Origin of the sequence: uncultured Plantibacter sp., from assembly GCF_963518075.1 — a bacterium.
In the GTDB taxonomy this organism is placed as follows: domain Bacteria; phylum Actinomycetota; class Actinomycetes; order Actinomycetales; family Microbacteriaceae; genus Plantibacter; species Plantibacter flavus_A.
On sequence record NZ_CAUQHZ010000009.1, the window covers coordinates 106,396 to 120,811 of the forward strand.

The 14,416-nt window shown below is 70.3% G+C and carries 12 protein-coding genes; 2 read left to right on the plus strand and 10 right to left on the minus strand.

Going from position 1 to position 14,416, the window contains the following annotated elements:
- Positions 1-28: 28 nt before the first annotated feature.
- The 9 genes from RWN05_RS12055 to RWN05_RS12095 form a co-directional block, all read right to left on the minus strand.
- Positions 29-706 (minus strand): GntR family transcriptional regulator, encoded by a 678-nt coding sequence (locus RWN05_RS12055; protein WP_071259600.1) that lies wholly within the window; start codon positions 704-706, stop codon positions 29-31.
- 41 nt (positions 707-747) lie between these two features.
- Positions 748-2,238: an aminopeptidase P family protein gene (locus RWN05_RS12060; protein ID WP_314139691.1), complete on the minus strand. Its 1,491-nt coding sequence runs from the start codon at positions 2,236-2,238 to the stop codon at positions 748-750.
- On the minus strand, positions 2,235-3,548 hold the full coding sequence (locus tag RWN05_RS12065; RefSeq protein WP_079001647.1) for an alpha/beta fold hydrolase: 1,314 nt from the start codon (positions 3,546-3,548) through the stop codon (positions 2,235-2,237). Before RWN05_RS12065 ends, RWN05_RS12060 begins: the two co-directional genes overlap by 4 nt.
- The gene (locus RWN05_RS12070; protein ID WP_314139693.1) at positions 3,545-4,423 is read right to left on the minus strand and encodes an ATP-binding cassette domain-containing protein; all 879 of its coding nucleotides are present in this window, start codon (positions 4,421-4,423) and stop codon (positions 3,545-3,547) included. The genes RWN05_RS12065 and RWN05_RS12070 overlap by 4 nt, the downstream gene beginning before the upstream one ends.
- Positions 4,420-5,301 (minus strand): ABC transporter ATP-binding protein, encoded by an 882-nt coding sequence (locus RWN05_RS12075; RefSeq protein WP_121289585.1) that lies wholly within the window; start codon positions 5,299-5,301, stop codon positions 4,420-4,422. The genes RWN05_RS12070 and RWN05_RS12075 overlap by 4 nt, the downstream gene beginning before the upstream one ends.
- The gene (locus tag RWN05_RS12080; protein WP_064294283.1) at positions 5,298-6,293 is read right to left on the minus strand and encodes an ABC transporter permease; all 996 of its coding nucleotides are present in this window, start codon (positions 6,291-6,293) and stop codon (positions 5,298-5,300) included. Before RWN05_RS12080 ends, RWN05_RS12075 begins: the two co-directional genes overlap by 4 nt.
- The gene (locus RWN05_RS12085) at positions 6,290-7,225 is read right to left on the minus strand and encodes an ABC transporter permease (protein ID WP_064294392.1); all 936 of its coding nucleotides are present in this window, start codon (positions 7,223-7,225) and stop codon (positions 6,290-6,292) included. Before RWN05_RS12085 ends, RWN05_RS12080 begins: the two co-directional genes overlap by 4 nt.
- A gap of 45 nt (positions 7,226-7,270) precedes the next feature.
- A complete protein-coding gene (locus RWN05_RS12090) occupies positions 7,271-8,965 on the minus strand; it encodes an ABC transporter substrate-binding protein (protein ID WP_314139694.1) in 1,695 nt (564 codons plus the stop codon).
- 77 nt (positions 8,966-9,042) lie between these two features.
- Positions 9,043-11,061 (minus strand): beta-L-arabinofuranosidase domain-containing protein, encoded by a 2,019-nt coding sequence (locus tag RWN05_RS12095; RefSeq protein ID WP_314139696.1) that lies wholly within the window; start codon positions 11,059-11,061, stop codon positions 9,043-9,045.
- Between the two features lie 478 nt (positions 11,062-11,539).
- On the opposite strand from RWN05_RS12095, the gene RWN05_RS12100 reads away from it, so the two are divergent.
- Positions 11,540-13,117 carry a DEAD/DEAH box helicase gene (locus RWN05_RS12100; RefSeq protein ID WP_071259610.1) on the plus strand — a complete coding sequence of 526 codons (1,578 nt, stop codon included), beginning with the start codon at positions 11,540-11,542 and terminating at the stop codon, positions 13,115-13,117.
- A 109-nt stretch (positions 13,118-13,226) separates the two neighbouring features.
- On the plus strand, positions 13,227-13,721 hold the full coding sequence (locus tag RWN05_RS12105) for a GNAT family N-acetyltransferase (RefSeq protein ID WP_064294393.1): 495 nt from the start codon (positions 13,227-13,229) through the stop codon (positions 13,719-13,721).
- A gap of 37 nt (positions 13,722-13,758) precedes the next feature.
- On the opposite strand, the gene RWN05_RS12110 is transcribed toward RWN05_RS12105, so the two are convergent.
- The gene (locus tag RWN05_RS12110) at positions 13,759-14,328 is read right to left on the minus strand and encodes an NUDIX hydrolase family protein (protein WP_064294286.1); all 570 of its coding nucleotides are present in this window, start codon (positions 14,326-14,328) and stop codon (positions 13,759-13,761) included.
- Between the last annotated feature and the right edge of the window lie 88 nt (positions 14,329-14,416).

Below are 14,416 nucleotides of genomic sequence, written 5' to 3' on the forward strand. Positions count from 1 at the left end.
GTCGAGGTCCGCGCACGCACGCCAGGGGCTACTCGGCGTCGGATTCCGGCTTGCCGGCCCACCAGCCGGTGGTGTGCCCGATGTGTCGGTGCATGAGCTCGCGAGCGGCGGCCCCGTCACCCCGCTCGAGGGCGTCGAGGAGCTCGTGGTGCTCCACGGCCGAGCGGTCGAGCTGCTGCGAATCGAGCATGGCTGCCAACCCCACGAGGCGGGTACGTCCGCGGAGGTCCGCGACGAGCTCGACGAGCAGCGGGTTGCCGAGTTTCGCGGTGAGCGCGAGGTGGAACGCCTGGTCGGCTTCGAGGTACCGGGTCAGGTCGCCGTCGCGGGCACCGGCCACGATGTCGTCAGCCTGCTGCCGGAGCTCGGGCAGCGACCCGTGGTCGAAGACCTCCGCCAGGTCCGCCATCGCGGGCGGCTCGAGGAGCTGGCGGATCTGCGCCGTGTTGCGGAGCGAGGCCTCGCTGACGACCGTGACACGGAACCCCTTGTTCCGGACCGCCTCCACGAAGTCGCGCTTCTCGAGATCGAGCATCGCTTCACGGACGGGCGTCGCCGAGACGTTGAACTGCACCGCCAGCGTCGGTACCGAGATCATCGTCCCCGGCGCGAGCTCGCCCGAGATGATCGCCGCGGACACCGCCCGCTCCACCTGCGCCCGCAGGCTCAGCCGTTCCTCGGCCGGTCGGATCGCCGACATGCTCATCGCGACTCCCATCCTTCGTCTCCCACCACGGTCCGCTCAGGTTACTGGGCGCGCATCCACGCTTCGATGCCCGACGCGTCGATGGGCAGCGCATCCGACAACACCTCGGCGCCGTCGGCCGTCACGAGGAGGTCGTCCTCGAGCCGGACGCCGATGCCGCGCAGTTCCGGTGGAACCGTCTCATCGAAGGCGTGGAAGTACAGCCCCGGCTCGACCGTGAGGACCATACCGGGGGCCATCGAGCCACCCTGGTAGGCCTCGTAGGAGGACTTCGCGCAGTCGTGGACGTCGAGGCCGAGGTGGTGACCGATGCCGCACACGAGGTACCGCCGGTGCTGTTGCCCGACCGGGCTCAGAGCCTCGTCGACGGACACCGGCAGGAGGTCCCAGTCGTGGAGTCCCTGCGCGATGACCTCCATGGCCGCGTGGTGGAAGTCGGTGAAGTCGCGGCCCGGGCGGACGGCGGCCATCCCGGCGCGGTGGGACGCTTCGACGAGGTCGTGGACGCGACGCTGCTCCGGACTGAAGGTGCCCGAGACGGGGAAGGTGCGGGTGACGTCCGCCGTGTAGAACGCACGCGTCTCCACGCCCATGTCGAGCAGGATCGCGTCCTCGGGGCGGACCGGGCCGTCGCAGCGCACCCAGTGGAGCGTGGGTGCGTGCGCACCGCTGCCGACGATGGTCGAGTAGCCGGGGCCGTTCCCCGTGGTGCGGGCGTGCCGGTCGAAGGTCCCCTGGAGCCAACGCTCACCGCCGCCGGCGAGGGCCGTCGGCAGCTCCCGGATCACGGCGGAGAACCCGCCGACGGTCGCGTCGACCGCCCGCCGCAGCTCCGCGATCTCCCAGTCGTCCTTGATCATGCGCAGTTCCGAGAGCACGCGGCCGAGTTCCGGCGCGACCGTCAGCGGCTCGAGCGCACGATGCCGCGAGGTCAGGGTCCCCGCGAGGAGTGGTCGTTCGACGCCTCGGAGCGCGTCGGGCAGCGCGGCGAGCACCTCGACCCGGAGGTTGAGGACCGCGGACCAGTCGGCCGGCCCCGGCGCCGAACCGACCCAGAGTTCGCCGTGGTTGGCGTCGGCGAAGAACCCGGTCTCGCCCGGGTGCGCCGGTGCCGGGATGTACAACGTCGCGTCGTGACCGGTGCCGCTCGGACGCAGCACGATGACCGCGTCCTCGGCGGAGCAGCCGGTGAGCCAGAAGAAGTCGCTGTCTGGGCGGAAGTCGTAGTTCGAGTCGTTGGCCCGGACGGGCGCGCGACCGGCGGCGACGACGAGCGTCTGCCCGACGAAGGCCTCGCTCAACCGACGACGGTGCTCGGCTGCGGCTGCGGCGATCCCGGGCTCGACCGGCGGCGTGCGGTCGGGGGTGCCCCAGCCGGTGCTGAGGAACTCGCGGAACGCCGGCACCTCGGCCAGACGGGGCAGCTTCGGGTCCGGGTTCGCCGGGCGCGGCATGGACGTGGCGGGTGCCTCCGTGGTCGCCGACGCGAGGCCCGCCGTCTGCTCGGGTGCCTGCTGCTGTGTGTCGGTCATGCCTGCTCCTCATCCGCGCGACGGCCGCCGCGCTCGTCCACCATCGAGAACAGGCGGCGCACCACGGCGGCGTCCTGGATCCCGTCGTGCTCGTACTCGTTCGTGACCCAGGCGGTCGCCCCGCCGACCGCGTCGACCGTCTCCAACTGCAGCTGCGCGTCCACGTACATGTCGTCGTAGTACACGGCCGCGGCGAGCGGCACCGTGCTCGCCTCCAGGACAGCGGGGTCGTACAGCGGGTCCCAGTCGGCCTTGGCCGCTAGTCGCTCCACCGCGCCCTGGAAGGGTCGGAGCGAGCGGATCTCCTCGAACATCCAGGGGTAGACCATCTCGCCCGTGAACAGCAGCGGCCTGGCCGTCTCGGCGAACGCCGGCCGTGCATCGCGCTCGGCCTGCGCCGCCCACGCGGTCGCCCCCGAGCCGGTGGCACCGTAGATGCTCTCCTGCAGGGCGATGAAGAGGGGGTTGTCGACGTAGGACGTCCTCCCCCAGACCTGCGCCAGGAAGGTGTCGCTCAAGCGGTCGCCACTGTCGAACGCCTCGTCGAGCAGCCAGTGGAGACGCTCGTAACCGGGCTTCATCCCGAAGTCGATCCCGAGGTTCTGGAAGCGCCGCACGGTGAGTCGGTCGCCGTCCGGCAGGAGCACCTCATCGGCGGCGAGTCGGTCGGCGATCCGCGCGACGGTGTCGACGTCCTGGGGGTACCGCTCGGCGAAGGCCCGGTTCTTGCGCTCCGCGCGCGGATAGGTGCGGCGGTAGACCTCAGCCGCCGACGGGTGGATGCCTGCCAGACCGCCCGTGACGTAACAGGCGGCCAGTCCCTCCGGGGCTCGCGAGAGGTAGGTGAGGGTGAGGAACCCGCCGTAGCTCTGACCGAGCGTCGACCAGCGACGGCCACCGAAGACGGTGCGGCGCAGGTACTCGGCGTCGTCGACGATCGAGTCGGCCCGGAAGCGTTCCAGGTACTCGGCCTGTGCGGCAGCGTCACCGACGGCCGCGATGGACCGGCCGTCGATCCTGGTGCTCCGGCCGGTGCCGCGCTGGTCGAGCAGCACGAGCCGGAAGGTGCGGAGGGCCTCGGCGACCCAGCCGTCTCTGGACACCGGACGCGGGCCTTTGCCGCCCGGTCCGCCCTGGAGGAACACGAGGACCGGGAGCTGCTCGTCGCGACGCAGAGGGTCGACGAGTTCGCGGGCGAACAGGCTGATCGTGCGGCCGTCGTCGGGGCGCCGCCAGTCGAGCGGGACGTCGACCGTGTGGTCGGTCACGTGGATCCCCGGCAGCAGGGAGGTGGTGGTGCGGTGGGTCATGCCTCTGTCCTTCCGGCGGTCGATCCGTGCGTCCGCTCCTGTCCGAGCATGGTGGCACGCGCGGCCTCCCAGCTCGGGTCGATGGAGGGCACGGCGGCGAGCAGGGTCTTCGTGTAGTCGTCCTGCGGGTGGTCGAAGATCGCCTCGCGGTCACCCTGCTCGACCACCTTGCCCCGGTGCATGACGGCGACGTCGTGGGCGATCTGCCGCACGACGGCGAGGTCGTGCGCGATGAACAGGTAGCTCAGGCCGCGCTCGGCCTGCAGGTCCCGCAACAGGTCGATGATGCGTGCCTGCACCGACACGTCGAGCGCCGACACCGCCTCGTCGCAGATGACGAGCTTCGGGGAGACGGCGAGCGCCCGGGCGATCCCGATGCGCTGGGCCTGGCCGCCCGAGAACTGCCGCGGATAGCGCTGGAGGTGGTCGGGGTTCAGGCCGACGCGGTCGAGCAGGTCGCGCACGAGGGCGCGCTTGCCCTGCTTCGGGGTGATGCCCTGGTAGTCGAGCGGTGCCGACACGATGCGCTCGACGGTGTGCCGGGGGTTCAGGGAGGAGAACGGGTCCTGGAAGACGACCTGCACCTTCGTCCGGAACGCGGCGAGCGCCGGGCCACGCGCGGTGGTGACGTCCTCGCCGTCGAAGGTGATCGTGCCGGCGGTCGGTTCGATGAGCTTCGCGATCATCCGCGCGGTCGTCGACTTGCCGCTGCCCGACTCCCCGACGATGCCGAGCGTCTCGCCGGCGCGGACGGCGAACCCGACGTCGTCGACGGCGCGGAACCGGGTGGTGCGTGCGCGGAACGCCCCGTCACCCCTGGTCGTGAAGTCCTTCGTGAGCCCGGTGGTTTGCAGGAGCACTGGTGCGTCGTTCATGCCCGTCCCTCTCCGGTCGTGGCGGGTGCCGTCGGCCGCTCGGAGAACGGGTCGTCGATCCGCGGCAGGGCGTCGAGCAGTGCACGGGTGTACGGCGCCTGCGGCCGGGAGAAGATCTGCTCGGCGGTGCCCATCTCGACGGGGTCGCCGCCACGCATGACGAGCACGTCGTCGGCGACCTGACTGACCACGGCGAGGTCGTGGGTGATGAAGATCATGCCGGTGCCGGTCTCCCGTTGCAGTTCGGAGAGGAGGTCGAGGATCTGCGCCTGGACGGTGACGTCGAGTGCTGTCGTCGGTTCGTCCGCGATGAGCAGGTCGGGTTCCAGGCAGAGCGCCATGGCGATCATGATGCGCTGCCGCATGCCGCCCGAGAACTGGTGCGGGTAGTGGTCGACGCGCCGGGAGGCGTCCGCGATGCGGACCCGTTCGAGGGCTTCGATCGTGACGGCCCTGGCGGCCTTCCGGGAACCGCCGCGATGGGCGCGGTACGCCTCCTCGATCTGCAGTCCGACGGTGTAGTACGGGTTGAGCGAGGAGAGCGGATCCTGGAAGACCATCGCGATCCGGTCGCCGCGCACGCGGCGCATCTCACGGTCGCTGCGCCCGACGAGCTCGTGTCCGCTCAGTCGGACGCTGCCGGTCGTGCGCCCGCCGTTCGGGAGCAGTCCCATGATCGCGAGCGAGGTCATGGACTTGCCGGAGCCGGACTCGCCCACGATGCCGAGGGTCTGGCCGTGCTGAACCGCGAACGACGCCTTCCGCACCACGTCGACGTCACCGGAGGTGGTCGGAAAGGTGACCGTGAGGTCGTCGACCTCGAGCAGCGCCGCCCCGGGGACGGGCAGGGAGATGGTCCTGGTGACGGTGGGGCTCATGCGCTCTTCACTCTCACTCTCGGGTCGAGGAACGTGTACGCGACGTCGACCACGACGTTGCCGATGACCACGAAGAACGCGGCCAGGAGGGTGACGCCCATGATGACCGGCTGGTCGTTCTTCGCGATCGAGTCGGCGGCGAGCTTGCCGACGCCGTTCAGTCCGAACACCGTCTCGGTGATGAGGGCGCCACCGAGGAGGCCCGCGAAGTCCATGCCGAAGAGCGTGACGACGGGGGTGAGCGCCGGGCGCAGCGCGTGGCGGCGCAGGATGAGCGGCGCGGGCAGGCCCTTCGCCCGGGCGGTCCGCATGAAGTTCTCACCGAGGGTGTCGATGACGTTCGACCGGACGAGCCTCGCGTACATCGACGCGTAGCCGAGGGCGAGCACGATCCACGGCATGAGGTAGTTCTGGAACCAGCGCACCGGGTCCTCGGCGAACGGTACGGCCTGCGGGAACGGCAGGATCTGCAGTTGCACCACGAGGACGTACTGCAGGAGGAGCGCGAGGAAGTAGTTCGGCAGGCTGATGCCGGCGAGCGCGACCATCATCGCCCCACGGTCCCAGCCGGTCCCCTGCTTGACGGCGCTGAGCAGGCCACCGCTGACGCCGACGAGCAGCCAGAGGACCGCCGCACCGATCGCGACCGTCGCGGTCACGGGGAAGCGCGCGGTGATCATGTCCATGACGGACTCGTTCGTCTGGAAGCTGAAGCCGAGGCACGGCGCCGCGCAGGAGACCGCCGAGGCACCCTCCCCGTAGCTCCGGCCCATGACGATCCCCCGGATGAATTCGAGGTACTGCTGCCAGAACGGCTGGTCGAGCCCGAGCTGCGCCCGGATCTGGTCGATGCGGTCGGGGGTGCAGGTCTTGCCGCAGATCTGCACCGCCGGGTCGGGCGACAGCAGGAAGAAGATGGCGTAGGTGAAGAGGCTGATGAGCAGCAGGATGCCGATCGCCGACGCGATGCGGCGCAGGAGGTAGAGGGTCATGAGGCGGCGTCTCCCGAGTCGAGGGCCTTGCGCAGGCGGTCGCCGAGCACGGTGAAGGACAGCACCGTGAGGAACAGGAAGGTGCCGGGGATCAGGAAGTACATCGGGTCGACCGCGTACCAGCCGACCGCGGTCGCGATCATCTGGCCCCAGCTGGGCGTGGGCGGGGTGACGCCGACGCCGAGGAAGGAGAGGCCAGCCTCCGTGCCGATGTAACCGGGAACGGCGAGGGTGGCCAGGACGATGATGGTGCCGCGGAGGTTCGGCAGGATCTCGCGGAAGACGATGCGGATGCCCCCGGCGCCCGACGCACGCGCCGATTCGACGAACTCGCTCGTCCGCAGCGACATCGCCTGACCGCGCACCACCCGGGCGGTGTACGGCCAGCCGAAGAGGCTCAGCACCACGACGAGCAGGACCGGTCGGTTGCCGGCGGGCAGGGCCGACAGGAGCGCGATCATGAAGATGAGCGACGGGAACGCCATGAGGAAGTCCATGACGCGGGAGACGACCTGGTCGACCCACCCGCCGTAGAAGCCGGCGAGCATGCCGAGCACCACGCCGAGCACGGTGGTGACGATGGTCGCCGAGACGGCGATCGACAGCGACACCTGCGCACCGAAGGCGATGCGCGCGAAGATGTCGCGTCCGTTCCCGGGTTCGACCCCGAACCAGTGCTCGGCGGAGATCCCGCCGAGGTTGCCGATCGGTACGCCGCCGAGGTCGGAGTCCACCGCCGACTTGTCGAAGGTGTACGGACCCCAGCCGCTGATCGCGGTGATCAGTGGGGCGAGGATCGCGAGCAGCACGACGAGCACGATGAACGCGACGCTGAGCAGCACCGGTGGGCTGGAACGGAGGGTGGCGATCACCCGCCGCGCGGGGGTGGGCGCACCGACCGGCGCACCCACCTCCTCGGCGACGGTGGTCAGCTCACTGGGAACGGACGACGACATCTGCGGCTACCGGCTTTCCGACTACTCGCCGGCCGAGGACAGGCCGACGGACACGTAGTCGATGCCACCGGAGTACCCGGCGTGCGAGTACGCACCCGCGACGTTGGCTCCGACGACCATGACCGTCTTCTCGAACAGCAGCGGCACCGTCGGTACGAGCTTCTGGATCTGCTCGTCGAGCGCGCCCCAGGCGGCGTTGGCCTCGTCGGTGTCGGTCATCGCGCGGATCTCGGCGATGCGCTCGTTGACGGCGGGGTCGTTCAGCTGCGCGATGTTCGAGTTGCCCTTCGGGAAGATCTGCGAACCGTCGAAGAGCGGCGGCAGGAAGGTCGAGCCTGAGGCCCAGTCCGGGCACCAGCCGGTGATGGCGGCGTCGTTCTGCTGCGACGTCGTGCCGATGACCTCGTAGTAGGTCGAGGTGTCGATGAGGTTGAAGTTCACCGTGATGCCGGCCTTCGCGAGCGCCTGCTGCACCGCCTCGGCTTGCGCCTGCATCTTGGGCTGGCTGCGGATGTCGAGTGTGAAGGAGAAGCCGTCGGGCAGGCCCGCCTCGGCGAGGAGTTCCTTGGCCTTCTCCGGGTCGCCGGCGTTGTCCTTGCTCGGGTAGAGGTCGAACTCGGTGTGACCGGCGACGGTGGGCGGCAGCATGGTGGTCGCGATGTCCGCGAGCTGCGACCCGCCCGAGGCGTCCTTCACCGACTCGCGGTCGATGGCGTAGGCGATGGCCTGGCGGACCAGCGGGTTGTCCATGTTCGGCTTGGTCGTGTTCAGACCCATGTACGTGGTGCAGCCCTGGAGACCGGCGATGGTGCGTGCCTTGAGGGCCGGCGTCTGGATCCGGGAGATGGAGGCCGCCTGGACGGACCCGGCGATCGCGTTCGCGTCGTCACCCTGGCCGGCGATCATGCGCTCGTCGATGGTCGAGGCGTCGAGACCGAAGGTGAAGTCGAAGCCGTCCGGGTAGGCCTTGCGGACGTCGTCCGTCTTCGGGTCCCACGAGTCGTTGCGGACGAGCTTCAGCTGCGAACCGCGCTCGTAGCTGTCGACCTTGTAGGGGCCGGAGGCGATCGGCATCTTGTCGAGGCTCGTCGTCGTCACCCGCTCGGTGTCGGCTGGGAAGGGTGTGAAGCTGTTCTGCCCGACGACGCTCGCGAAGTCGGCGAACGGCTCCTTGAGCGTGAAGACGATGGTCTGGTCGTCCGGCGTCTGGATGGACGGCAGGTCACCCGTGATGTACGGGCCCTCATACGAGTCCGTGCCGGCGATCGTGAGGCGGGCGTAGGGCGATCCGACGGCGATGGCCGGGTCGAAGGAGCGCTCGACGCCGAACTTCACGTCCTTGCTCGTGATCGGCGTGCCGTCCTCGAACTTCAGGTCGTCCTTGAGCGTGAACGTCCACTGGAGGCCGTCGTCGCTCACCGTGCCGAGGTCGGTCGCGAGGTCGGGGACCATCTCGGTGCCCTTGGCGCCCTCGCCCGTGGACTGCGTCGTCAGCGTGCGGTAGATCAGACGGTAGAAGTTGTTCACGCCGCCGTCGAAGCCCTGGACCGGGTCGAGGTGCGAGAAGTCCGCGTTCAAGAGGACGTCGACCGTGCCGCCCTTCACCGGGGTGCTGGACGGTCCGTCACCTCCCGAGCCCGAACCCGCGGAGGTACACCCCGCGAGGAGGAGGACGGCCGCCGCCGCGAGGGCGGGGATGGAGAATCGTTGCTTCATGACGCTCTGCTTTCGTGTCGATCGGGCGGGTCGCCCGCGGGTGGAGAGGGTGGAGCGGGGTCGGGGACGGGAGGAGGTCAGCGGGCGCGGAACCAGACGCGCATGGCGCCCGGTTCGCGGTTGCCCCAGAGGGCGTAGGGGATGAGGGTCGCGGTGGTCTGCGTCGCCGCGGCTGTCGTCGCGACATCGACGAGCGGTGCCGCGGCGGGCTCGGCCTCGGGCGCACCGGAGAGGACCGGGTAGAGCACGGCCGGAGCGGGAGCGTCGACGGCCGCCGGGACGAGGAGTGCGACGGCGTCGATCCCCTCCCGGGCCAGGATCCGACGGTGCTCGACGACCGCGAGATCCGCGTCGGCTCCGGAGAACCGCAGGAGGTCGAGGTCCGCCGTCGTGTCCTGCTGCTCGGCGCAGGAGACGATCGGTCCGCGGGCGAAGGCGATCGAGCCGCGGAGGGCGTCGACGGAGGGGTGCGCGCCGTGCGCCCGGACGGGCATCGGGAGGTCGAGTTCCAGGGTGTCGCCCGCACGCCACCAGCGCCGGACCCGGATCCATCCGTCGACGGGTTCGAGCGGCGCGGCCGATCCACCCACGCGGATGGAACCTCCGACGACCCACGCGGGGATGCGGATCGCGAGCTCGACCTCGTCGTCGGCGGCGGTGTCCACCGTCACGGTGACCGCTCCGTCCCACGGGTACGCGGTGTCGACGGTGACGGAGAGCCGCTCGGTCGTGATCGACGCCGCGGTGAGGTGCGCGACTTCGACACCGGCGGGAGTCGACGTCGCGAGGTGGTCCTGCAGCTCCGCGGTCCAGCGCACGATGTTCGGCGGGCAGCACGGGCACCCGAACCAGCTCCGCCTGAGGAGTTCGCCGTCCGCTTCCGCCCCCGACCGCTGCAGGTGGTCGGGGCGACGCTGCAGCGGGTTGTCGTAGAAGAAGGCCGTGCCGTCCGCGGAGAGGCCGGCGGCGTAGGCGTTGTAGAGGACGGTCTCGACGGTGTCGAGGACGGCCGCCGACCCGGTCGCGAGGTACAGGCGCCAGCCCCACTGCATCACGGCGATCGCGGCGCACGTCTCGCTGTAGGAGCGTTCGGACGGCAGCTCGTAGCGGTCGCCGATCGCCTCGTCGGAGTGTCGGCTCCCGAGGCCGCCCGTGAGGTAGAGCTTCGTCTCCACCATGTCGTCCCAGAGCCGCTGCAGCGACGCGAGCAGTTCCTGGTCGCCGTGTTCGAGGGCGACGTCGGTCGCTCCGGCGGCCAGGTACGCCATGCGGACGGCGTGTCCGGTCACGGAGTCGAGGTCGCGCAGTGGGGCCGAGTCCTGGAAGTACTCGGCGGGGAAGACCCGGAGCTCGACCGTGCCGTGGCCGCGGCGGTCGACGAACGCGGTCGCGAGCTCGAGGTAGGACCGCACGCCGGTCTCACGGAACAGCTCGACCAGGGCCATCTCGACCTCGGGGTGCCCGCACACCTGCGGGTCGCCGTCCGGTCCGAACCGTTCGACGGCGAGGTCGGCGAAGGCCCGGGCGACGTTCAGCAGACGGTCGTCGCCGAGACGACGCTTCGCGGCGATCGCCGCCTGGATGAGGTGCCCGAGGTTGTACAACTCGTGGCCCCAGGCGAGGTCCTCCCAGGGTTCCTTCTCGATCTCCGGAGCCTGGAAGTAGGAGTTGAGGTACCCGTCCTCCCGCTGCGCGGCTTCGATGACGCCGACGGCCTCCTCGTAGAAGTCGCGGACATCGCCGGGTGCCGCGCCGACGGCCTCGTCCTCGGCGAGCAGGTAGGCGAGGCCTTCCAGGGTCTTGAAGACGTCCGTGTCGAGGAACGGGTAGCGCCCGCGGAAGCGTGACGTGCCGTCGCCGGGGTCGGCGATCCGGGCGAGGTTGTCGAGGTTGCCCGCGAGGCGGAGCTGCTCGATCGAGTGCGGGACGGTGGCGCCCCGGTTCCGACGCTGCCACGCACCGAGTTCGCCGTCGCCCAGCGTGACCTGTCCGGCGCCCAGCGGGATGCGGACTCCGGCGATCGGTGCGACGGCGGCGTAGTGGCCTCCCGCGCGCACCGCGGAGCTCGCTGCTCGGGCGTCTTCGTCGAAGCTCATGGGCGACAGGCCTTTCTGTACCGTGTGACACAGTACACGGATCCGGGTTTGTGGTGGGTGACACATTACTCACCCGCTCCAGCGGACTGTCAAGCGCCGACGACCGATTCCAGGAGATGGAAACACAGCCGTAACGCGCCACTCCCAGCAGACTCCTCGCCTGATGCGCTACGCTTGAGGAACTTGCGTGCGATCGCGCCATCCGGTGCGGTACTCGCTTGCGTCGTAGAACGCTCCCTCTCTCCCCTGCACGGCACCCAGCGGTGCATGCCAGGGTCGATGACACTTCATACGGCGAACGGATGCGCGACCTGCGCCTTCGCCACCTCCCACCAGCGACGACGCCGACGGAAGCACGCCGTACCATCCACGTGAGTCATCACGTGCGTGGTCATCCCGGCAGTGCCCGCTACCGCACACGAGTGCGCCGGCAGCCGTCATCGAAGCTCGTGGCCGTGCCTGAAAGAGACACACACCCATGACCGAAGCAACCATCACCTTCGACGCCCTCGGCGTCCCGGCACCACTCGTCGCCTCCCTCGCGAAGGACGGCAAGACGAGTGCGTTCCCCATCCAGATCGACACGCTCCCCGACACCCTCGGCGGACGCGACGTCCTCGGCCGCGGCAAGACCGGCTCCGGCAAGACCCTCGCCTTCAGCATCCCGATGGTCGCCCGTCTCGGCGGCGCCCTCGCCGGCGGCAAGCGCCGTCCGGGTCGCCCGCTCGGACTCGTCCTCGCCCCGACCCGCGAGCTCGCCACCCAGATCGCCGCGGTCATGCAGCCGCTGGCCGACGCCTACTCGCTGAAGACCACCACGATCTTCGGCGGCGTCTCGCAGAAGCGTCAGGAAGAGGCGCTCCGCGCCGGCGTCGACATCGTCATCGCCTGCCCCGGCCGTCTCGAGGACCTCATGAAGCAGGGCTTCGTGAACCTCGACGCCGTCGAGATCACGGTCCTCGACGAGGCCGACCACATGGCCGACCTCGGCTTCCTGCCGGTCGTCACGCGCATCCTCGACAAGACGCCTCGCGGCGGGCAGCGTCTGCTGTTCTCCGCGACGCTCGACAACGGCGTGGACAAGCTCGTCCGCAAGTTCCTGCAGAACGAGGTGCTCCACTCCGTCGACGAGGCGAACTCGCCCGTCGCCGCGATGACCCACCACGTCTTCACGACCCCCTCGGTCGAGTCGAAGAAGGACCTCATCCAGGCCCTCGCCTCGGGTAGCGGCCGTCGCATCCTCTTCATGCGCACGAAGCACCACGCCAAGAAGCTCGCGAAGCAGCTCACCGACTCCGGCATCCCCGCAGTCGACCTGCACGGCAACCTCTCGCAGGTGGCCCGCGACCGCAACCTCGCGGCCTTCAGCGCCGGCACCGCCAAGGTCCTCGTCGCCACCGACGTCGCCGCACGCGGTGTGCACGTCGACGATGTCGAGCTCGTCATCCACGTCGACCCGCCGACCGAGCACAAGGCGTACCTGCACCGCTCGGGCCGAACGGCTCGCGCGGGCAGCGCCGGTGACGTCGTGACCCTCGCGATCCCCGGCCAGATGGACGACCTCAAGAAGCTCCTCCGCAAGGCCGAGATCACCGTCACCCCGCAGGCGGTCACCGCGACCTCCCCGGCGGTCCTCGAGCTCATCGGCGACGTCGCCCCCTACGTGAAGCCGGCGCCGCGCGCGGCCGTGCAGCAGCAGGGTGGCGGCGGTCGCTCACAGGGCGCCAACGCGCAGCGCAAGCGCGCAGCCCGCGACGGCAACGGCCTCGGCAACGGTCACCGCGACCGCGACGGCGCCCGTGCCGGCGCGAGCCGCGACAGCGCTCCCCGCGAGGGAGGCCAGGGCGGCGGCGGTCGTCGTGGCGGTCGTCCCGCCGGCGGCAACGGTGGTCAGGGCGGACAGCGCTCCGGCGCCGGTCGCTCGGGCGGTGCCCGTGCGGGTGCCGCCACCGGTGGCAGCCGCACGCACTACAGCACCGGCTACGCCGCGAACTCAGGCGCTCCCGCCGAGTCCTCGCGTCCCCGGACCAACCGTCGCGCGTCCAGCGGCAACTAGCAGCGAACCGCTCGAACGAAGCGCCGTCCACCGCAGGGTGGGCGGCGCTTCGCGGTTCGCGGACCCGCTCGATTTCGCGAGACGGGGGCGCTCGGGATACGGTTCCACCATGAACGTCAACGCAGTCGTCCGCCCCGTCCGCGACGTCGATGCCGAGTCGCTGGGACGCGTCCACGCCACCACCTGGCACGAGACCTACGACCACCTCATCAGCGCTGCGACGCTCGCGAAGCTGTCGCCGCGTCGCATGGCCGAGCTCTGGACCCACTGGGCCGCACAGGGCCCCGAGTACACGCACTTCGCCGCCCTCGTCGACGGCGAGATCGTCGGGTTCTCCGGTTCGGGTCCGGCCCGCGACGAGGACGCACCCCGCGAGCGCGAGCTGTACTTCATCTACCTGCTGGACGCGTGGCACGGCACTGGGATCGGTCAGCAGCTGTTCGACGCCGCGATCCCCGACGGTCAGCCGTCGTTCCTGTGGGTCGCCGCGGACAACCCGCGTGCGCACCGCTTCTACCAGCGCAACGGGTTCGTCCTCGACGGTGGAGCCAAGACCGAGCCGTTCCTCGGCGAGATGATCGACGAGGTCCGCTACACCCGCTGACGCACCCCGGTCCCCGACCCCTGAGCCTGTCGAAGGGCTAGCGGAGCCGGCCGACGGAGGCGAGGGCCGCGCGGAGGAGCGTGCCGCGGCCGCCCTCCATCTCGGCGGCGATCGCGTCGGAGGACGCCGCCTCGGGCGTCATCCACGTGAGTTCGAGCGCGTCCTGGCGGGGTTCGCAGGTACCGGTCACCGGGACGACGTACGCCAACGCGACGGCGTGCTGCCGGTCGTCGGAGTACGGCGACAATCCGGGCAACGGGAAGTACTCGGCCACCTGGAACGGCACGGGCGAGGCGGGGAGCAACGGGAACGCCATCGGACCGAGGTCCTTCTCCAGGTGCCGGAAGAGCGCGTCGCGGATCGTCTCGCCGTACATGACGCGACCGGAGACGAGCGTGCGCGTCATCTCGCCGAGCGCGGTGGCCCGGAGCAGGACGCCCACCTCGGTGACGACGCCGAAGCCGTCGACGCGGACCGGCACGGCCTCCACGTACAGCAGCGGGAGCCGGCGGCGGATCTCCTCGAGTTCGACGTCCGACAGCCAGCCCGGATTGGAATTGCCGGGGAGATCGGGTTCCGGGTTGGGGTCAGGGGTGCGAACGCTCATAGCTCCTTCATACCGTATGGAGCCGAGCGGCGATCCAGGTGGGCGGCGGTTCGACCGGACACCGCGCCCGACGCGTGGCGGGATCATA